This is a genomic window from Streptomyces sp. NPDC088261 (assembly GCF_044740805.1).
In the GTDB taxonomy this organism is placed as follows: Bacteria; Actinomycetota; Actinomycetes; order Streptomycetales; family Streptomycetaceae; genus Streptomyces.
Genome location: NZ_JBIURL010000016.1, coordinates 76,253 through 98,991, shown reverse-complemented (window position 1 = coordinate 98,991; position 22,739 = coordinate 76,253). Strand labels below are relative to the sequence as shown.

The 22,739-nt window shown below is 74.1% G+C and carries 2 protein-coding genes; both read right to left on the bottom strand.

Annotated elements, in window-relative coordinates; translation table 11 throughout:
• Positions 1 to 23: 23 nt before the first annotated feature.
• Positions 24 to 22,211 (bottom strand): lonely Cys domain-containing protein, encoded by a 22,188-nt coding sequence (locus ACIODU_RS26740; protein ID WP_401770391.1) that lies wholly within the window; start codon positions 22,209 to 22,211, stop codon positions 24 to 26.
• A complete protein-coding gene (locus ACIODU_RS26735; protein ID WP_401770389.1) occupies positions 22,212 to 22,559 on the bottom strand; it encodes a hypothetical protein in 348 nt (115 codons plus the stop codon).
• Positions 22,560 to 22,739: the final 180 nt, after the last annotated feature.

Below are 22,739 nucleotides of genomic sequence, written 5' to 3'. Positions count from 1 at the left end.
GTCGGGGTGTCACGTGGGGGGTGTTACGTGCGGTCGTTCAGTATCTGGCGGAGCTTCTCGGCCAGGGAGCCCACGGGAGCCAGTGCCAGCAGGGCATTTCGTATGTCCTCCAGGGTGTCACCGTAGGCCGCCAGCCATTCCGTCACCTGGTCGTCCCGGTCGTCCTGGTCGTCCTGGTCGTCCCGCTCGTCCGGTCCGGCGCCCGTGGGCCAGTCCGTCTCGGCCAGCGCGTGCTCGTCCGGGAACCGGCCGTCCACCGCCACGTGTTGCCGCAGCTCGGCCTCGGTCAGGGGCGCGATGCGCCAGTAACGGCCCCAGTTGTCGACGTAGTCGAGATCCGGCGACTCCGGCGTGCCGCGCTCCCGCAGCTGGTCGAAGACCAGTTGGCAGCCGCGCATGATCTCGTGCAGGGAGTGGTGTTCCGCCGTCAGCATCTCCGCCAGCAACGCGACCCGTACCAGGCCCAGGTCGAGGTCCAGCCCCCACACGTCGCGCATCGCCACGGCCTGGGTCATGAGCCGCTGCGACGAGCCGGACGTACCGGCCAGGACCAGGCCGCCGGTCGGCTCGGTGGCGGCCTGGAACCGGCTGCTCATGGCGTAGTCCCAGCGGTTCCTCCCCGGGATCCACGCGAGATCCTCGTCCGGCATCAGCGCCCGCTCGGCCTCGCTCAGGGGTGGCCGTACGGTATCGGGGCGCGCCGCTGTCCGCAGGGGCCGCTCGGCCTCGGCGAGCAGGCGCGCCCGCTCCTCGGGCGGCAGGTCCCGCGTCTGCGCGCGCACCGCCCGGTAGGTGGTGATCCCGTTCGACGGCAGTCGCTCGGCGTACTCGTCGATGATCGACCGGGGCATGGGAGCGGGCGTGCTCAGCAGGTCGGAGATCAGGCCCCCGGCCGGATGCGGGGCGCCGATCCACAGCAGGCCCATGCGCTCCCGCAGGTTGCCCGACTCCACCACGGCCTCGATCCGGTCCCGTTCGGTGCCCACGGCGCCGTCGGTGGTGGGGTCGGCGGAGCCCAGCTCCGCCCAGCGGCCGGCCGCCACGGCACGGGTCCAGATCTCCCGTACCATCACGCCGAGCTGGGCGTTGGCGGCCTCGTGGTCGCCGAGATACCGGCCGAGCCGCTCCTCGAAACGCTCGGCCTCCTCCGCGAAACGGATGCGGGCCCGGATCCAGTCCGGTGCCCGCGGGGTCGCCAGCCGCCGCTTTACGGACGCCGGTGCGGAGGACACGGCCTCCACCACCCGGCGCGTCCGCGCCTCGCTCGCGGCGGTGGTGTCGCCCGGTCCATAGGGAAGCCCGGCGAGGTGGCGGTCGCCGTCGTGGACGAGGAGGGCGGGTGGCGCGTCCACGGCGGTGTTGGGGTCAGGGGTACGGCTGTCAGGGCTGCCGTCCGCCGTGGTGCCGTGGTACGTCACCTGCCCGTCCTGGCCCACCACCGCCAGCCCGACGCCTAGCGTGCGAGGGGCCGTTGCCACCATCGCGTCCGTCAGCGCGCGCCTGCCGTTCTCTCCTCCGTACGACGGGTCCCGCAGCAACAGCCGGAACCGTTCGGCCGGGCTCAGGGCGACGTCCGAGGCCGGGAGTTGATTGCCGAGGAGGACCGCTTCCATGCGCTGGGAGGCGTTGGTCGGCGCGCCGATATCGTCCAGCAGCGCCAGCGGGATCATCCGGGCCCCGTCCAGCGGAAGCGGCGTCTCCCGGGACAGGTCGTCGTCGGTGACGTTCCGTCCCAGCCAGCCGAGGAGAGCGGCGGGGCTGTCGATCCCCGCGTCCGCGAGTGTCGTGGGGGCCGCGTACCGGAGGGCCAGCAGCAGGGCGTCGGCGGCGGACCGGTCGCCCTCCCCGGGCGACTCGTGGCGGGACAATTCTTGACCGGCCGACTCGTGACCGGGCGACTCGCTACGGGACGACTCGTGCGGGTGCGACTCGTGCAACGCGAAGACCGTGCCGTCGAGTTCGGCGGCGTACGGCCCGGTGCGTCGGTAAGTGCCGCGCGGCGCCCGCTCGTCGGGCCCCCGTGCCGTGTCCTCCGCGACCACGCCGGACCCGGGGGGGATCCGCAGCCACGTCGTCGGACTGCCGTCCTCCGACTCCAGGAGGTGGATGTCGGCCGTGGTGCCGCCGTTCTCGTCCTGGCCGGGCGTGACCGCCACCCCGCCGGAGTTGATGTAGACCTCCATGCCCGTCGTGTACGCGATGCCCCGCGCCCGCTCGACGGAGCGCGCCAGGGTGGCGGCGTCGCCCGGGACGCCGGGGGCGCACGCGAGGACCGTGACGCTGGTGAAGCCGGCCGCCGCCAGGTCGGGGCCGAGGAGCCGTCCCACCCGCTCGCTGTCGGCGCCGACGGGGAGGTCGTCCTGGCCGACGACGGCGTAGCCGCCGTCCTGGCCGTGGGAGGCCCAGAAGAACGTGCCGGTACGGCCCGTGGCGGGCAGCGGGCGGCGGCGGGCCACCCGTTCCCCGCCGGGGTCACGGCTCCACTCCGTGTACGTGGTGGCCTCGGGCAGCCGGCCGTACGGACGCTCGCGCAACGACCAGTCGTGCCGCGAGAACGACGCCTTGCCGACCGTGCGCCCGTCCGCGCGGATCTCCTGGACCACCGTCCGGTCCAGAGACGGGGACAGGGACCCGGACCGGGACGAGGACCCGGACCCGGCGGTCTCGTGCCCCTCCCAGGGCGCGTTCCAGTACTCCGGCTCCGGGTAGTCCGGGGCCTCGGAGGGCTCGGAGGCCCCGGAGTTCGTCGGCGGGCCCGCGAGCGCCCGGCGCGTGGCGGCGGTCTCCGCGAGCAGGACGTGTTCGTAGCGACGCCCCGTCTCCGGATGGGTACGGACAGAGCGGCGCACCACCGTGAAGTCGGCCGGTCCGGGGTAGACCACCGGCCCGTCGTCCGGGTCCCCGGCGAAGACCGAGACATCGCGGCCCGAGGAGCGTGCCACCTCGAAGACCACCGGGTGCCTGCCCGCCAGCGCGTCCCCGCCGGACGCCAGCAGGTCCAGCGCGGTCTCCTCCGTGCGCCGCGCGACATGGAACGAGGAGGTGGAGACCCCGTCCAGCGGACCGGGCGCTTCCGTACGGTCAGGACCGGGCGGTTCCGACCGGTCAGGACCCGACGACTCCGTACCGTCAGGACCGGACAACCCCCCACCGTCTTCACCGGTCGTCCCCGCCCCGCCAGCCCCAGACGCCCCCACCCCGCCGCGCCCAGACACCCCCGCCCCGCCGGCCCCCGAAGCAAGATCCCCCGGCAGCCACCCCGCCCACCACACCGGAGCGTTCACCGCCGGCAGCCGGTCCAGCGCCTCGGACCCGAACGCGCTGTGCTGGGACACCTCCGCCCGGATACGCGGCGCCAGTTCGCCGATCCGCCGCCCCATCGCCGTGAGCAGCTCCGCCAGCCGCTCCCCCCGGTCGGGAGCGTTCTCCGCGAGCGCCTCCGCCCGCGCCGCGAGACCCCGGAAGCCGGGGTCGTTCCTCAGCAGGACGGGGAAGGCGAAGCCGCCGCCGCGGAGTTCGCCCGCGACCAGGGACCCGGCCCGCCCCACCGGGTCGGGCGTGCCCAGCAGCGCGGCGTCCGGACCGCCCAGCAGGTGGAGGGCGGTGACGTGCGCGCGGTCCAGGCCGTCGAGGGGCGAACCGCCGTGCCGCCGCCGCCAGTCGAGCAGCGCCTCCTCCCGTCCCGCCAGCTCGTCGGGGTCGTACTCCCCGGACAGCAGCCTCTCCCCGCGCTGTACGGCGCCGACCAGACCGTCCGGCACCGTACCGGCCCCGGTGGCCTCCGGGCCGAACCGGCCGGCCCCGGTGCCGTACAGCCGCCGGTGCGGCAGCCGCAGGCCGCCGTCCTGTCCCGCCGCGTCGGAACGGGTACGGGGGGACAGGGCGTCGTCCGCCCATTGGTAGAGGTGGACGGCGTCGCCGAGAGCCGCCGCCCGCTCGGCGGTGTCCCCGAGGCCGAGGGCGTGCGAGGCGAGAAGGACCTCGATCAGGGAGTGGCGGTCCAGGGACAGCTGCCAGCCGAGGACGGCCTCCCGGAAGGCCAGGACATCGGCCCGCCGCACCCCGGCCAGCCGCGAGTAGCGCGCCAGCGCCTCGCGGGCGGCGTCGGCCGGGCCGTGGCCCACGGGGAAGCCCCGGTCGTGGTGGAACTCCCGGTACCAGTTGCCCTCCCGGTCCAGTGGCGCCGGAGGCGTGAACCAGACGCTGAGCCCCACCCCCCGCGCGTACGCCTCCATCAGCTCCGGCAGCCCGGCGCCCCCGTCGGGGTCCAGCAGCCGCCGCAGGGCGGCGTCGAGGTCCACGCCCGCGTCGTCGTCGGCGGCGGAGAAGAACGCCGACGTCGCCCCCGCCTCGCCGAACCGGCCGACGCCGAACCGGTGGACGGCCTCCAGCGCCGCGCGGGCGGCGGCCGTGACACGCGGATCGGCGGACAGGGCGCGGCCCAGCGCCCGCTCCCAGTCGCGGGCGGCCTCCGGCCAGCGCGGATCGGCGTACACCGGGGCGAAACGCTCCGCGTTCCGTGACGGATCACGGGGTGCCTCGTCCTCAAGGGAGTCCTGGTCGCGCGGGGTGCGGACGACCCACCGGGGAGCGGGGAGCGCCGGATCGCGTTCGAGTTCCAGCCCGTACCGCGGGTCCGCGTCCTTGCCCCGCTCGAACGTCTCGGCCGGGACCGTGGATCCCGCGGTGTCGTGCCCGGTGCGGTCGGCCATCCGCTGGGCCAGCGGGCCGGCCCCGGCGGGCGGGCCGAAGACGACGAGCGCGGCGCTCTCCCGGGCGGGGGAGCGGCGCAGCAGCTCGCGCAGGAAGCCGCCGACCTCTCCGGCGGTCGCGAGCTTGGACCCGTACGGGGAGCCCACCTGGACCAGCCGGCCGTCGCCGGGCGCGGCGAAGAACAGGGAGCCCCGGCCCCAGGGCACCGGGACGCGGTCCTTCTCCCAGGTCTCGGCCTCGGTGTCGTAGTACTTGAAGTAGGTGAGGCCGGGCAGATGGGCGAGCGCGTCCTGGCGCTCCGTCCACTCCTGCGCCGTATAGCTGGTGACGCCCGACCAGGTGCCGTCGGGCGCGATGACGGGACGGGTGAGGATTTCCCGGTCCCACCGCTCCGGCGCCGGAGCCGGCACCTCGCGCAGGACCACCCGCAGGTGAGACCGGCCCAGCGAGGCGTCGTACCGGACCTCGCGCGACTCCTCCTCGAAACGGGTCTCCTCCGGGAACATCGCCTGCCGCGCCCCGGGCGTCCGGCTGAACGGCGCGATGTCCCGCGCGGAGGCCCGGCGTACCTCGTACAGGACCAGGCGGCTCTCCCCCTCCGGCGGGGGGCCCGGCGGGGTGCGCAGTCCGGCGCTCCGCGACGCCGAGGCGGTGTGGAAGGGGGGAACGGTGAAGGAGAGGCCCGCCATGGGCGCCTCCTGGGCCTCCTCCAGGGTCCCGGCCTCCCAGGCCGACCAGTACACCGGCGCGTCCACCGGCGGCAGCAGGTGCAGGGCCTCGCGCCCCATGCGCCGCAGGAGGACCAGATCCTCGCGCGTCCCGGGCGCCAGCTCGGCGGCGAGCGCCGCCGCCCGCTGGGCGAACTGGGCCAGTACGGCCGGTCGGTGCGGGGTCGTCGGCGGTACGTTCCTGGCCTGCCGCACCAGGGCCCGCAGGCGGGTGTCGCGCAGCAGCGTCAGCGGGAACAGGTGGTCCGGAGCGCCCTGGGCGACGCGCCGGCCGACCAGCGCGCCCGCCGCCTGGCGCAGCCGGTCCGGCGACCCGGGGCCCGTCGTCAACCGCGGGTCGGTCAGCGCGGCGTCCGGACCGCTGAGCAGATGGAGCGCGGGTACGTGGGCCGCCGTGACGTTGCGCAGGAGTGCCTGGCTCTCGTGCCGCAGCAGCCACGCGCGCAGCGCGGCACGCCGCTCGCGGGCCGCCGGGCCGGTGGGCCACGGCAGCGTCCGCAGATCCTCGGCGGTCCAGGTGCTCCCCTCCAGCCCCGCGAGCTGGACGATGGCGGCGGGCTCGGCCGCGTTGCCGGTGAGCCAGGGCGCGAGCCAGGTGGTGCGCCGCTGGTACATCCGCTGGTGGGGCAGGCGCAGCCGCTCGCGCAGGGCGCTGTCGCCGGCGTACGCCCCGCGCAGTTCGGGCTCGGAGTCGATACGCCGCGCGGGCGCGAAGACGGCGTCGGCCCAGGCGTACAGCCGGGCCGCCTCGACGTCCTTGGGCTCGGGCTCCGCCTCGTCGCGCACCCCGGCCGACTGCGCGGCCTCCAGCACCTCCGCCAGCGAGTGCGCGCCGGACATCAGCCGGTCGGCCAGCAGCGCGGTCCGCAGCCCCAGCAGCAGGGCCGGGTCGGTGCCCGGCAGGCTCCCGAACGCCTTGAGCAGCCAGGCGACGCCCGTCGCGCGGCCGTTGCCGACGCGGTGCCCCAGCCGGTCGTGCCGGTCCCGGTACCAGGGACCGGTACGCCGGTGCGGGGTCGCGTCCTCGACCAGGGTGAGCTGCCCCTGGAGGTTCAGCTCGGGGCGGTTCGCCCACAGCCGGCCGAGCGAGGGGCCCGCTCCCCGGGTCGCGGACGCGTAGCCGGCGTCGAGGAGCGCGAGCACGAACGTCCGTACGCTCACCGCCATGTCCTCGTCGAGCAAGAGGTCCATCTCGGCCCGCGCGTCGCCCGTCCCGGACAGGTCGGGGAAGAAGGCGCGCGCCGCCGTGTCGGCGCCGAGGTGGTGCGACAGGTAGGTGTGCAGGACGCGGACGGCCGCGCGCGCCGCGTCGACCACGGCGGGCTCGTGGGCCAGCACCTCGCCGAGGGCCGTCTCGTACTCCCGGCTCAGAACCCACCAGCGCGGATCCGTGTAGAAGGTACGGAGGACCGGCCCGTCGCCGTCGTCCGGGTCGGCGGGGCCTGCCGGGGGGCTCGGCGGCGCGGCCGGCCGGTCGGCGGTGACGTCCTCGATCACGGAGTACGCGTACCTCCGCCGCTCCGGGCCGTCCTCGTTCGTACGGATGGTCCGGTTCCGGGTGTGGAAGGCGGAACCGGGCGGATAGAGGACCTCCGACTCGTCGGAGAAGGCGGAGAACATGGCGATCTCCTTGCCCCGGGAGTCGCGGATCTCGAACACCCCGGGGTGGGTCCCCGACGGCCCGCTGCCCCTGGACAGCGCGAAGGCGAGGGCCGCGCCGACGTCCATGGAGGTGCTGCGGAAGAACGGCACCGAGATCACCGCGCCGTTGTACAGCGCCGAGTTGGCCGCCGGCCGGGCCAGGGATCCGGGGACGCCCCGGTCGCCCCACCAGACGGTACGCCGCACCGGAGGGAGCAGTTCGAGGGCTTCGACGGCCATCTCGATGTGCACCTTGAGCTGACCGTGGAGCCCGTCGGCGATCGTGTCGAGCCGGCGGCGCAGCCGCGACAGCCCGGGGCCGGGTTCCAGGTCGGGCAGGTCCACCAACCCCCGCAACACCTCGTGGAAACCCGGCTGGGTCCGCAGCGTGAGGGGTACGTGGCTCTCCCACGCCCCGGCCTCGCCCGACCAGACGACGTAGACGCCGCGCGTGACCAGCGTCCAGGCGACGGAACGCACCATCCACCGGCTCACGTGCTGTCCGAACCGCTCCCCGTTCAGGAGCGCCTTCATGAGCCGGTAGTCGGACATGCTGTAGATGAACAGCGCGGTGACGTGGGCGGGGGCCATCTTCAGCAGCGCGGCCCGGCCCTCCGCGCCGTACCGCTCCAGCCACGCCCGTGCCACCGACGTGCGTTCGTCGTCGGGGAACGCCGAAGAGGCGCCCGAGAGGAGGAAGTCGACCATCGCCAGCAGGTCGTCCGGTACGGCGAGACCGTCGGTCGCCGCGCGGGGAAAGCGCACGCCGTCGCCGTACAGCGCCACGTGGGGGGCGCGCAGACGGTCGCGGACGGCGAGGCCCTCGGGGGTCTCCGGGATGTGCTGCCAGGGGACGAGGTGGTCCCTGGCCCACCCGTGCGTACGGGCGGCGTCCCGCCGCGTCGCGACGCGCTCCTCCTCGCCGCCCAGACCGATCAGCTGCGAGGCGCGCAGGACCTCGTGGAGGGAGTGGATGCCCTCCAGGATGGTCCAGGAGATCAGCGCCGTGCGGAACGTGGCCATCTCGGCGGGGGTGGCGCCGAGTTCCCGGGCGCCCTGGAGCAGCCACAGCGCGGGCCCGTTCACCCCCGCCACCTGCCGGAAGCCCAGGGCGTCGTGCCGCTGCCAGCTCGCGCGGTCCGCCGGGTTCAGCCTCCTCAGCGGCTGTCCGGCGTGGCGGATCCGGCCGGGCAGGGCGCGGCTGACGGTCGCGGGGCCGGTGTGGGCGAAGACCGCGTTAGCGTACGCCCGCATCAGCTCGGGCAGGGGGGCTGTGGCGTCCGGTCCCAGGAGCCGGGGGAGGGGGCCGCCCGGTGCCGCCCGGCCCGGGTCGTCCGGCGGGAAGAACGCCTGGGTGGCCGCCTCCTCCCCGTACCGCTCGACGAGGAACCGGTGCGCCCGGCCCACCGCCTCGCGCGCTGCGGTGGTCACCTCGGGCCGCGTGGCCAGGAGCCGGGCGAGCGTGAACTCGAAGTCGAGGCTCCTCCGGCGCCAGTGGGGGTTCGCGTAGTAGCCGGTGAAACGCGGGGTGTCGGGCGCGCCGGTGATCCGCCAGGACGGGATCCGCATGGACGACTGGCCGTCGGAATCCGTGGAGTCGGTGGAGTCCGCGGAGTTGCCGGAGCCGGCGTCGGACACTTCGCCGAGCTCGGAGGCGTCGTACGGGGGTTCCAGCTCGGCGTCGGGCTCGGAGGCGTCGTACGGCGGTTCCAGCTCGGCGTCCGGTTCCGACGACGTCGCGCCGGGATCGAGGTCCATCTCCATGGCGGTGTCGGCGTTGACCAGCCCGGAGGCCGGATAGCCGGCGTCGAACGGACGCCCGGTGTCCGGGGCCGGCGCGCCCGCGGCCGGCCCGCCGCCCGGATACGCCGTCACCCACCCCGTGGCCCGCCCCTCGGCGCCCTCCAGCGCGTGGATCAGCGCCGGACCGCCGCCGGGGTCGGCGGTGACGGCGGTACGGCCCACCTCCAGATGCACCGGCAGGCCCACCACGTCCGCCAGCCGCCCCGCCCGCGCCCCGGCCTCCGCCACGCTCCCGGGCGCGTCGCCGGGACCGCACGCCAGCACGGTCACGCTGCGGAAACCACGGTTCCGTACCCCCGCCAACAGCCGCGCCGCGTACGCCCCGTCGTCCCGCAGGACACCCCCGCCGTCCTCGGCGAGCGCCAGCCCCTCGGCGCCGCCGTGCGAGGCGAAGAAGAACGTCCCCCCGGCGGTCCCGCCGCCGGGCAGCGGCTTGAGCGTCGCCACCGGACCCTTCTGGGCGTCACGCTCCCACGACACGAACCCCGTCGCGCCGTCCAGCCGCGTGTACGCGTCCCGCCGTACCGCCCAGTCCGCGTCGTCGAACGACGCCGCGCCGACGACCCGGCCGTCCGCCGCCCGAATCTCCCGCAGCACCGGCGCGGGACGGCGGCTCTCCGCCCAGGGGGCCTCCTCGGCGGTGATCGACTCGTACGACACCGTCCCCTCGCCGCCCGGGACGACGCCCCGGCCCGTGATACGGAAGACCGCGCCGGGCGGGTACGTGACCTCGGCCTCCGACAGGGAGGCCACGAAGGGGGTGATCTCGCGCGCCGTCGAGCGCGGGACGTGCACCAGACCGGGGTGGGAACCGGCGGGCGGTCGCTTGCTCCACGTCATGAACGCGTGCGCCCGGTCGCGCACCAGCGACGTACTGCGGAAGAACGGCATGGTGAGGGTGTCGCGGCCGTAGACGGGCCCGTTGCCCGGTCCGTCCGCCGACGTGCCGTCCGCCGGCGTCCCGTCCGTCGCCGACCCGTCCACCGGCACCGCGTCGAGCGAACCCGGTATCCCCCGGTCGCCCCACCAGACGTCCGCGTTCACCGGCGGCAGGATCTCCAGCGCCTCGATCGCCATGTCGACGTGCGGCGCCATCCGCGCGTACAGCCAGTCCGCGATCACGTCGGACCGGCCCCGCAGCGCGTCCACCTCCGCGCCCGGCGTCTCCAGGTCCGGCTCGGCCCGCAGGTCGTCGAAGAGCGCTTCGAGGCCGGGATGGGCGCGGAGCATCGTCGGCAGGAACGCGGGCGCGTCGAGCTCCACGGCCTTGCGGGTCAACGACCAGACGTTGAGCCGTACCAGGCGACGGCCCATCGCCGCGCCCAGCCGCTCACCGTTCAGGAACGCCTTCATCAGCCGGTAGTCGGGCCCGCCGTAGAGGTGAAGGGCCGTCAGGTGGGCCGGTGCCAGGCGCGCCAGCGCGCGCCTGCCCGTGTCGCCGTACGTACGGAGCCACGCGTGCAGCGCCCGTTCCCTGCGGGTGCCGGACGGGAGGGTTCCGGCGAGCGCGGCGCCGGTCAGGGCCACGAGGTCGCCCGGGAGATCCAGTTCACCGGCGGTGACCTCGGCGCCGTACGTCATCCGCTCGCCGTACAGCCGGCGGTGCGGCGGGATCAGATGACCGTACGGATCGAACCGCTGGAAGCCGGCGTTCCGCGCCGACTCCGCGACCCAGTGGTGCAGCCCGGCCCCGTCCCGCAGGACCGCGCCGCGCTCCTCCGCGTTCCCCACCCCGAGCGGGTGGGAGGCGCGCAGGATCTCGTGCAGCGACTGGAGATCGGCCGGGACCGCCCAGGCGATGAGCGCGCCCCGGAACGCGAGCAGCTGGGCGGGCGAGGCGCCGAGCGCGGCGTAGGTACGGAGCAGCCGGCGCGCGGGACCGTCCGCGCCGCCCACCCGGCGGAAGCCACGGCTGTCGTGCACCGCGCGGTAGGCACTGCCCGGTGCGTACCGGGCCCGACGGCCGGCCGGACGCGCCAGCGTGTCGGCCAGCGGGCCCGGCAACTCCGTTTCCGCGTACGCCGCGTACGTGAGCGCGGCCATCAGCTCGTCCAGCGCGAGCGGACCGGGCGGCAGGGTGCGCAGCCGCTCCAGCGCGGCGGCGGGGTCGGCGGGGACCGCGTCGGGGGCGAAGAAGGCGCGGCGCGCCGCCGGCTCGCCGTGCCGCGCGGCCAGTCCTTCGTACAGGCGCAACACGCCGTCACGGGCCGACGCGGTGAACGCGGGGACCTGGCCCATCAGCCCGGCGAACACGAACTCCAGGGCCACACTGCGGTGGCGCCACTCGCGGTCCCGGTACAGGCTCTCGAACCGGGCCCGGTCCGGGGATCCGGCGGGGCGCCAGGAGGAGACGGACCAGCCGGGGTCACCTGTGGGGTCCGTGGTGTCCGTGCCGGGGTCGTCGGCGGAGACCGGAGTCGTGTTGATCTGGACGGGCGCCGGATAGGCGATCCCGGTCCGCGCGTCCCGTTCCGTATCGTCCTCCGGCGCCCGGACGTCCAGCGACTCCAGCCATTCCTGCCACTCCGGCGACTCCACCGACTCCACCGACTCCGCGTGGTCCGGCAGCCCGAAGATGGTCGCGGGGCCCGAGGACGCGGTGGACTCCCCGGACGGGCCCGTCGTCCGCCGGTCGGCCCTGGTCCACGCGCCGGGCGCCTGGGTGGCCGGGTCGAGGGGAGCGACGATGGTGAGCGGGGCCGAGGGATCGGCGGCGGTGAGGGCGAGGGGCGCGCTGTAGCTGAAGGCGGGGCGGCCGGTGCGCTGGGCGAACCGCCGTACCAGTTCCGGCCTGAGGGCCCCGGGACCGGAGGTCAGGAACAGCGCGGGGGTGCCCAGGGCCGTGGTCCGCAGCGCCGGGTCCAGCCTCAGCAGGGCCAGGAACTCGTCGTCGGACACCTCGATCGGCGGCCCGCCGGGCAGGTGCAGGACCACGTTCCCGGACTCGTTCACGTGGATCAGGACGAGGAGGGGCGCGGGCATGTCAGGACCGGCCCACTCCGGCACGACCTGTTCGACGGTGGTGCCGTCCGGCCCGCGTGTCGTCCGGTCCACGCTGCGCCAGTCGATCCCCGAAGGCGCGGGCCTGCCGCTCCAGTTGACGCCCTGGATCACCTGCCCCTGCCGCAGCAGGATGACCTTGACGAAGGCGAAACCCCTCAGGTGGTGGGCGGCCAGCACGTCGCGGTCGGTGACGTCGTGCCCCTCGGCGAGGGCCTTGGCGGTCAGGGCCCAGATCTTCTTCTGCTTCGGCAGGTCCCACGGGTCCGCGTCCGTGAGGTGGAGGACACCGCGGCCGTGTGCCTCCCGGTCGGCCGGGGGAATGTCGTGGAACAGCATCTTCCCCGCGCGGACCATCGCCCAGAGAGTGGAGGCCACCTGCCCGGGGGTCGCCACCGCCGCCGACGGGAGCGACTGCACCGAACGCAGCAGGGCCTCGCCGGACGTGGCGAGTTCGGCGAGAGTCACCTTCAGGGCAGGCGCCGGTATCTCCGTACCGAGCCGCGCCTCGGGGTCCGCGACGATCCGGTCGCGGGCGAAGTCCAGGAGGGCTTCGAAGGCGGCCGTGTCCGCGATGCCGTCACCGTGCTCCTGGGCGTAGAAGGTGACCATGTCCTCGCGCAGGGGGGTGACCCCGCTGAGCGCGGGATCGTTCGCGCGCATGGTCTCCAGGGCGCCGATGCCCTTGAGCAGCCGCTCGTACCGTCCGCCGGGCACGCCGCGGTCCTGCTCGACGCCGTTGCCGAAGAGCCCGCGGAGTCCCCGTACCAGCCGCAGCGTGGTGGTACGGGTCTCCGCCGGTACGGGACCGGGGCCCGGGTGCAGGCCGGCGTCGCGCGCCAGCCCGTCCAGCTCGGTCTCCAGCGGCTCGGGCCGGAACCTGACGCGGCGCCCCTTCTCCCCGTCGGCCGGGGCCACGATCAGGCGCCGTACGCCGTCCATCCCGGTCTGCGTGGTGACCGCGTCGGTCTCCCGCCTGCTCGCGTTGGCCGCGTACTGGCCGAACGGGACATCGCCCCAGGGGTCGTCGACGTGGGGCACCGGCAGGGTCGAGAGGTGGTTCTGGCGCGGGTCGCCGTCCGCGCCGCTCCAGCAGATCTCCAGGCCCAGCCGGTGGCCCGGGGGCAGTTGGCGTATCTCGGGCAGCCCGGCGAGGTAACGCGCGGCGTCCTGCTTGGCCAACCGCACGGTCCTGCCGTCGCGCAGGGCGAGCGCCATCCGGCCGGGTTTCGCGTGGGCGGCGAAGACGTAGACCGCCGGATCGGGGGTGATCTCCTCGATCTCGCCGTTCTGAAGGCCGGCGCCGACGGGAATCTTGTGCAGGAGCCGCCGCATGGAGAGGTACGACGTGAACCGCTGCTCCGACCTCCGCAGGCTCTCGCCGTCCCGCATCGAGATCCGGCCGAACCGCTCGTGGTCCTCGGAGACCAGGGGGCGGGTGTCCACGTCGCTGTCCCGGAACGTGGTCCCCTCCAGCGACGTCCACTCCCGGTCCTCGGACGGGAGGGTCGTGGCCAGGGGATCGAACGGCACCCAGAGGCCGAACGCCTTCTTCGCGTCCCGGTCGACCAGGACGGGAAGGTGTTCGTTCCTCGACCCGTCACGGACCAGCCGCCCCTCACCGCTGGGACCGATCACCCGCCGGTCCAGCCGGGTCGCCAACCGCTGGAGATCCAGGGACCGCTGGGCGAACGGTACGGCGAGCAGCAGCGGTACGTTCCTCGGCAGCCGGGCCAACTCCGGGTCGGCGAGCAGCACTTCGGCCAGGGCGTCCGTGTCCAGGACCCGGCCGTCGGGGACCCGTACCCCGCCGGGGTCGCCGTCCGCCGCGACGACGTACGCGGAGTCGGGCCACGGCGCGTCCTCCTCGGACACGATCTTCGCCAGCACACCCGGCCGCGTCTCGATGACCCGTACCCGATCGGGGCGCACCCGGCCCACCGGCTTGCCCGTCCAGTTCCGCCCGTGCGCCGGACCCGACGGACCGGCCATCAGGGTGCGCTCCGACAGCAAGGGGTCCATGGGCTGCGAGGCAGCGTCGGTGGGAGCGAAGATGTCGGCCTCGGCCTCGGCCGAGGCCGCGGGCGGCGCGGACGAGGGCGGTCGCCGGGTGGCCCCGGTCCACCGGCCGGGGGTCTTCGTGGCCGGGTCCAGGAGGGCGAGGATCGCGAGCGGGGCCGACGGATCGGTGGCGGTCAGCATCAGCGGCGCGCTGTAGCCGAAGGCGGGGCGGCCGGTGAGCTCGGCGAACCGCCGTACCAGCTCCGGCCTGAGGGCCCCTGGGCCGGAGGTCAGGAAGAGGACAGGAGTGGCCAACGGGGTGGTACGGAGGGCCGGGTCCAGGTCGAGCAGAGCCAGGAACTCGTTGTCGGACACCGGGAGCGGGGGACGGCCCGGCAGGTGCAGCACGACGGTCCCGGCCCGGTCCACATGGATCAGGTTCAGGAGGGGAGGGGGCTTTCCCGGCCCGGCCCACTCCGGCACAACCTGCTGCACGCCGGTCCCGCTCGGCCCCAGCGTCATCCGGCGCACGCCGCCCCAGTCGACCCCCGCCGGCGCGGGCGTGCCGCTCCAGTTGACGCCCTGGACGTTCTGCCCCTGCCACAGCAGCCCGGCCGGCGCGAACGCACCGGTCTGCGTCAGGTGGTAGGCGGCCAGCAGATCCGGGTCGGTGACGTCCGTACCCTCGGCGATCGCCTTCGCCGTCAGCTCCCACAACGTCTGCTGCGCCGCCCGGTCCCAGGTCCCGGTGGGGGGCAGATGGAGCACCGTGCGGCCGAACGCCTCCCGCTCCGGCGCCGGCACCTGCCCGATCCGCCGCGCGGCGCGAACGGTCGCCCACAGCGCGGACGCGACGTCCCGGGGCCGTATCTGCGTCTGGCCCGGCAGGGCCTTCACGGCGCGCACCACCGCTTCACCGTCGGTGGAGAACTGACCGAGGGCCAGGCGCAGGGCACGTGAATCGATCACCTTGCTCAGCTCCGCCCGCGGATCCGCCGCGATCTGCCGGCGGGCGAAGGCGAGCAGCGCCAGATGACCGGCCGCGTCCGGCGGCTTCCCGGTGTACTCCTGGGTCAGGACATCGAGCATGTCCAGACGGATCGGGGTGCGGTCGCTCAGCTCCGGGTCGTTCGCGCGCATCGTCTCCAGCGCGCCGATGCCCTTGAGCGCCTGCCGGTACCGGAACGGATTGTCCTCGAACCGGTTGCCCAGCGTGGTCCGCAGGGCCCGTACCAACCGCAGTGTGGTCGCGCGCGTCCCCGGCGGCACCTCGCCCGGCCCCTGGTGCAGATCCATGTCGCGGGCCAGCTTGTCCAGCTCGGGATCCGACGGGTCGAAACGGAAGGTGACCCGGCGTCCCCGCTCGCCGCCGGCGCCGTCCAGCAGCACCCGCGCATCGTCGTTCAGGCCGGTCGACCGGGTGGCCGCCGACGTCTCCAAGTGGCTCTCGTTCGCCAGGACATGACCGAACGGGATGTCCTCCAGCGGATCGTCGACATGGGGCGCGGGAGCGGTGTCCAGGGGAGGCCGCGTCGGGTCGCCGTCCGAGGCACCCCAGCACACCTCCGCGTGCAGCCGGTGCCCCGGCGGCAGCTCACGCACCTCGCGCAGCCCGGCGACGTACCGGGCGCCGTCCAGTTTGCCCAGCCGTACGATCCGGCCGTCGCGGAGCGTCAGCGCGAGCAGACCGGGCTTCCCGTGCCCCGCGAACACGTAGATCGCGGGGTCCGGGGTCACCTCCTCGGACTCCCCGTGGTGCCGGTCGCCGCCGGCCGGTACGAGATGGACGAGTCGCCGCATCTGCCGGAACGTCCTGAACCGCTGCTCCCGCCGCCGCAGCGCGTCGCGGTCGGGGACCGAGATCACCCCGTACCGCTCGTGGTCCTTCGAGACCAGCGGCCGCGTGTACACATCACTGTCACGGAACGTCGTGCCGTCCAGCGCCGTCCACTCACGGTCTTCGTACGGTGCCGCGTTCTTGGGCGTGGGATCGAACGGCACCCAGGCGCCGTACGGCAGATCCGCGTCGCGGTCGACCAGGCCCAGGACATGCCCGTCACCCGTGCCGTCGGGGATCAGACGCCCCTCACCGCTGGGCGCCCACACCTTCCGGCCGAGCCGGCGGGCCACCCCGTCCAGATACCCGCGGCCCATGTCCGGGACGGCCAGGACCACGGGCACGTCCTGCGGCAACGCGGACAGCTCGGGGTCGGCGGCCAGCACCCCGGCCAGCGCCTCCGCGTCCAGGACCCGGCCGTCGGGGACCCGTACACCTCCGTTCTCCCCCTGGCCGGCGACGACGTACGCGGAGTCGGGCCAGGGCGCGTCCTCCTCGGACACGATCAGCGGCGTCCGGCCGGGGCGGACCTCGTACAGCCGTATCTGTCCTGGCCGCACGCGGGTCACCGGCTTGCCCGTCCAGTTGCGGCCCTGGTGCGCGCCGGAGGGGCCCGGCATCAGGGTCTCGGCGGCGAGCAGCGGATCGGGCGGTTCGGGCGGATGTGACGGGCTCAGGATGCTGATGGAGCCCGAGGGGGTGGTGGACTGCCCGGACCCTACGGCCGGCTGTCGGGTGGCCTTGGTCCACCGGCCGGGGGCCTGGGTGACCGGGTCGAGGGGGGCGGCGATGGTGAGCGGGGCGGACGGGTCGGGGGCGGTGAGGGTGAGGGGGGCGCTGTAGCTGAAGGCGGGGCGGCCGGTGCGCTGGGCGAATCGCTGTATCAGCTCCGGCCTGAGGGTTCCGGGGCCGGAGGTGAGGAAGAGGACGGGGGTGCCCAGCGGGGTGGTACGGAGGCCCGGATCCAGGTCGAGCAGTGCGAGGAATTCGTCGTCGGACACCGGGAGCGGGGGGCGGCCGGGCAGGTGCAGGACGATGGTCCCGGCCCGGTCGACGTGGACCAGGTTCAGGAGGGGGTCGGGCTTCCCCGGGCCGGCCCACTCCGGCACGACCCGTTCGACGGAGGTCCCGTCCGGCCCGCGTGTCGTCCGGTCCACGCTGCGCCAGTCGATCCCCGCGGGCGCGGGTGTGTCGCTCCAGTAGACGCCTTGGACGCTGTCCCCCTGCCACAGCAGCGCGGCCGGTCCGAACGCACCGGTCTGCGTCAGGTGGTAGGCGGCCAGCAGGCTGGGGTCGGTGACGTCCAGCCCCTCGGTGAGGGCCTTGGCGGTCAGGGCCCAGAGGGACTTCTGTTTCGGCAGGTCCCACGCGTCGGTGTCGGTGAGGTGGAGGACGGCGCGGGCGTGTGCTTCCCGGTCGGCCGGGGGGATCTCGTTGAAGAGCGTCTTCCCGGCCCGGACCATCGCCCAGAGGGTGGAGGCCACTTGGCCGGGGGTCGCCGCCGCGGCCGTGGGGAGGGACTGGACGGTACGGAGCAGGGCTTCGCCGGACGTGGCGAGTTCGTTGAGGGTGACGGTGAGGGCGGGTGCCGGTATCTCGGTGCTGAGCCGTGCGCCGGGGTCCGCGAGGATCCGGTCGCGGGCGAAGTCCAGGAGGGCTTCGAAGGCGGCGGTGTCCGCGATGCCCCCGCTGTGCTGCTGGGCGTAGAAGGTGACCATGTCCTCGCGCAGGGGGGTGACCCCGCTGAGCGAGGGGTCGTTCGCGCGCATGGTTTCCAGGGCGCCGATGCCGCTGAGCAGGCGTGCGTACCGTCCGCCGGGCACGCCGCGGTCCTGCTCGACGCTGTTGCCGAAGAGGCCGCGGAGTCCCCGTACCAGCCGCAGGATGGTGGTGCGGGTCTCCGGCGGTACGGGGCCGGGGCCCGGGTGCAGGCCGGCGTCGCGCGCGAGCCGGTCCAGCTCGGGTTCGAGCGGCTCGGGCGGGAACGTGACGCGACGGCCTCTTTCCCCGTCCGCCCCGGCGATGAGGACGCGGTCCTTGCTCGTCATGCCGGTCTGCCGCGTCGCCGAAGTGGTCTCCAGCCTGCTGGCGTTGGCGGCGTACTGACCGAACGGGACGTCGCCCCAGGGGTCGTCGACGTGGGGCGCCGGACCGTGGTGGGGCTGCTGGCGGCGCGGGTCGCCGTCCGACGCGCTCCAGCAGATCTCCAGGTGCAGCCGGTGGCCCGGGGGCAGTTGGCGTACCTCGGGCAGCCCGGCGACGTACCGCGAGGCGTCCTGCTTGCCCAGCCACACGGTCCTTCCGTCGCGGAGGGCGAGCGTCATCCGGCCGGGACTTCCGTGAGCGGCGTAGACGTAGACCGCCGGATCGGGGGTCAACTCCTCGGTCTCGCCGTCCTGATGGTCGGCGCCGGCCGGGATCTTGTGCACGAGGCGCCGCATGTCGAGGTACGACGTGAACCGGTGCTCGAACTCCCGCAGATGCCCGCCCTGTACCGAGATCTGGCCGAACCGCCGTTTGTGCCCGGCGGAGACCAGGGGGCGGGTGTCGACGTCGCTGTCCCGGAACGTGGTCCCGTCCAGTGCCGTCCACTGACGGTCCTCGAAGGGCGGCGTGGTGGCCACCGGCTCGAAGGGTGCCCAGACGCCGACCGGCTTGTCGGCGGCGCGGTCGACGAGGACGGGGAGGTGTTCGTTCCTCGACCCGTCCCGGACGAGGCGTCCGTCACCGCTGGGGCCGATTACCGGCCGGCCCAGCCGGTTCGCCAACCGCTGGAGATCGAGGGAGCGCTGGGCGAAGGGTACGGCCAGGAGCAGCGGTACATTCTTCGGCAGCCCGGCCAACTCGGAGTCGGCGAGGAGCACTTCGGCCAGGGTCTCCGTGTCCAGCACCCGGCCGTCGGAGACGCGTATCCCGCCGGGGTCGCCGTCCGCCGCGACGACGTACGCCGAGTCCGGCCAGGGGGCGTCCTCCTCGGACACGATCTTCGCGAGCGCGCCCGGCCGCGTCTCGATGACCCGTAGCCGGTGGGGCCGGACCCGGCTGACGGGCTTGCCGGTCCAGTTCCGGCCCTGACGCGCCGCCGCCGGACCGGCGATCAGGGTGTGGGCCGACAGCAACGGGTCGGAGGCACCGGTGAAGGTGGCTGACGTGGTCTGGGGGGTTGGGGTGGGGGTTGGGGTGGGAGCGGGGCTGGTGGAAGAGGCGGCGGGCGGGGCGGCGGGCGGCGAGAGGAGGAGAAGCTCGTCGGTCTCGTCCTGGGTGGCGGGGCGGAGGGGGGAGGAGTGGGCGGCGGGGCGGACGGGGGTGGCCGGGGTCGCCGGGGTGGTCGGGGTCGCTGCGGTGGCCGGGGTGACTGGAATCGCCGGGCTGGCCGGGGCGGGCGGAATTGCCGGGGTGGCCAGGGTGACCGGAATTGCCGGGGTGGTCGAGGTGACTGGAATCGCAGGGCTGGCCGGGGTAGCCGGAATGGCCGGTCCGGCTGGGCTGACCGAGGTGGTCGGAATAACCGGGCCCACCGGGCTGACCGGGGTCGTCGGAATGGCCGGGGTCCGTCGGCGGCCGTCGCTCGGCCCGCCGCCCAGGCCGGTGTCGTGGAACCGCGCCCGGCTCGACACCACCCTCGCCCTGCGCCGCTCCTCACTCCGCGCCTCGGCCACGGCAGGGTCGGTCTCCGGGCGCTGGTCCCGCTCCTGGGCGGCTGCCCGTGCGGTGTCCACTGCCGTACGAGCCGTGGAAAGCGCGGCCCGTGCGCCGCTCAGGGCCGCCGCGCCGCCCTCGTACCGCCGCTGGAGGTCGAGCCACCGCTCATGCGCGGTGGCGGCACGCTCCTGAGCGTCCGCCGTCCGCGCAGCGTCCTCCGGGCCCGGCCGGGGACCGCTCTCCGTGGCCGACCGCTCGACGCTCCGCGCCTCGGCGAGCGCCTGCCTCCACTCCAGCCGTGCCTGTCGCACCTGCTCGGCGGTCGGCAGCGCCTCCGCGTCCCGGACGGCCTGTTCGGCACGGGTCAGCTCGGCTTCGGCCTCCCGTACGACGGACTCGTCGGGGGCGGTCGCCTCGGAGACCGCCGGGTCGGGAGGCATCGCCTCGGAGGGGCGCAAGGCCTCGGCGAGGGAGGTGAGTTGGTCGTTCAGCAGCGTCAGGTCGTCCGGTACGGCGCCGAGGGCCGACCAGGTCGCCTCGTACACCGACCGGGTGTCGGGGTTCCTCGCGATCCCGTCGAGCAATTCACTCAGCCGGGCGGTCAGCGTGGGGGCGGCCCCGGAGGGGTGCGCGGCACGGTAGGCGTCTCCGTGCCGGGCCTCCAGCCGCGCGGGCGGGAGCGGGTTGTCGGCCGGGGTGTGCGACAGCCCCCACAGCAGATCGAGCAAGTCCCTCGCCCGCTGCTGCTCGTCGGTGGCCAGCGCCAGCGCGTACGCGGTGTCCGCCAGGGACTCCGTGACGGCGGGGACGGTGAAGCCGTCGGCCACGGTGGTGTCGGCGAAGGCGTGCGGGGCGGCGCCGACGCTGATCTCCGTACCCTGGACCACACCGGTCAGCGACCGCCCGTCCGGGCCCACGCGCAGGGCGTCCGGCGACACCCCGGGCCCCCCGTCGGCGAGGGCCCGGTTGATGTCGTCGGCGAACTGGCCCACCTCCGACCGGCCCACCTCCGAGGGGAGGTAAAACTCCAGGGTGCCGAGGGGACGCGGGTTGTCGAACTGCACCCTGCCCTGGGCGTCGCCCCCGAGGACGACGGGGTGGCCGATCTCCTGCATGAGGGCGCTGAACCCACGCCCGGCATCCAGCTTGGCGTCGTCGGAGAGCGCTTGATCGGGCGACGCCCCGAGGGCCCCGGCGGCCTCACCCGACCCCGTCCCGGTCTCGCCGGCCGACGCCGTGGATATGGCCGATACGGTCGCGGGCGCCCCGGACCCGGTCGGCACGGCGCCGACCGCGCCTGCGTCGGCGTACGGATTGTTCGCGAAGCCCCTCGCACCGGAACCGGCCTGAGGGTTGAGCACGGAGGCGATGGACTCGCCGCTGGAATCCCCCCACACGTCGTCAACGGTGCCGTCGACAGCCGACGAGTACTTGACCGTGCCCCCCACGCCGAGTCCGGTCGTCGCACCCGGCGCCGTGGGGGACACCAACCCCTGCGCCGGGTAGGCGCCAAAGGCGGATTCGTAGTCCGTCACGGACGAGGTGTCGCTGTAGGCGCTGTAGGGACCGAAGTCCACCTCGGAGTCGGAATCGGAGTCGGAATAGAAGCCGGAATCGAAGCCGGACCTGGAACCGGAACCGGAGGAGAGGTCGCTGATGAACGACCCGCTGTCGTCGTTGTCCACGTCGGACCGGTACGGCGCCACAGACGGACCCGTCCCGGATCCGTTCCCCGTCCCGACGGAACCAGGACCGTCCCAGCTCTCGGGGCTCTCGTACGTCGAAGCCGTGTAGGGGCGGGGCAGGGGCCCGAAATCGTGGCCGCCCGGCCGGTCGTTGTCGGCGCCGCGCCCGCGCCCACCCCCGCCCCCCTCCGCCTGGTGATCCACGTCACCCCGGCCCCAGTTGAGCTCCGGGAAGAACGTCTTGTTGACCCACTTCCCGCCGTACCCCGCGACATCGGAAGCACCTTCGTACAACGCCCCGCTGAGCCCGGCGCTCACGAACGTCGCGGGATTGACGGCGAACGTCCCCAAGAAGAAGAGGTTGGTGAACGTCGTCGCGAAGGTCTCGGCCTGGCCCTCGTTGATGAACGTGTGCGGAAGTTCGTAGACCTCCTTCCACCCCGGGTTCTTCTTGAAGAAGTCCTTGAAGAACGGCGCGGTCGCCTGGGAGAAGAAGCCGCCGAACGCCCCCGCCAGCGCCCCGAGAACCGCCGACTGCCCGATGTCCCCCCAGTCGAAGTCCTTGCGCCGCCGGTCGGGCAGGTCCGGCAGGGTCATCGACATGACCTGCGCGGCGAAGGTGATGAACGCTTCCTGGATCGCCTCGAACAACGCCGACAACGGCGTGGGGACGGCGCGCCCCATACGCTGGAGGATCAGCAGGATGGCGAGCGCGCTGCGGGCCTTGACCACGGCCACCTGGGTCACCGAGGTGCCGCCGGTGAACACGGCGAGCGCGGCGATCAGGGCGAGTTCGAGATTCATGAAGATGAACTCGAGGAGGATCTGGTACTTGCTCTCCGAGAGCTGGATCGAGCGGTCCACCTGACGGCGCCCGGTCGCCCGGATCTCCGCGGAGAAGTCCTGGAGGTGGTTCCGGCCCCCGTCGTCCACGAAGGTCTTCACCGCGGCGACGAACTCCGTGGCGATCCTGGGCGGCAGCGAGTCCCCCGCCGTGGCGACGGCGGACTTCATCGCATCCGAGAGCGCGTCGACGTCGTCGGCCAGCCGGCTGTAGGCACTGCGGCTGTCGTAGCCCCGGTCCTCATTGCCGGTGGCGACGTTGGCGCCCACCCAGATCTCGATGAACTCCCGCAGCGCGGGAGGGAACATGATCGCCATTCAGCGCCTGGATTCGCTTTCCGTACCGTGCGTGGTGATGTCGTCGAGCGCCAACTCCTGCGGCCTCCGCACGTTCTGAGCCTCCCCGGCCACCGCGTCGACCAGGGCGAGGAACCCCTCGGTGATGGCGTTGGCCGTGGTGATCACACGTTCCTGCTCGTCCCTGACCTGCTCCCCGACCTGATTGGCGAAGAGGTCGTCACCCCCCTCCTCACCCCACCAGCCCGAGTAACCCTCGCTGTCCGACTCGAAGTTGGGCACCATGCGCTCGCCGTACGAGACGGCGGCGGCGATGTGCTTCGACCCGGCGAGAATCGCCTGGATGTCGGCCGAGTAGTTTCCCGCCACGGCTACACGCTCCCTGTCGCCCGTCCGTCGGCTCATGGCCCGTCAGCGACTGGCTCACCCCGGACTCCTCGATGGCCAAGTCGATCATTTAACACCCATCACGACGGCCCGTCGACTGTTCCCTCCTCCGAACTGTCCCTCCACACACCGGCGTTCACCGATGTCCCTACGGTGAGCCGG

Bases quoted from the DNA above. Each gene is read 5' to 3' on its own strand.
- ACIODU_RS26740 (WP_401770391.1), bottom strand. From the start codon at position 22,211: ATGGCGATCATGTTCCCTCCCGCGCTGCGGGAGTTCATCGAGATCTGG.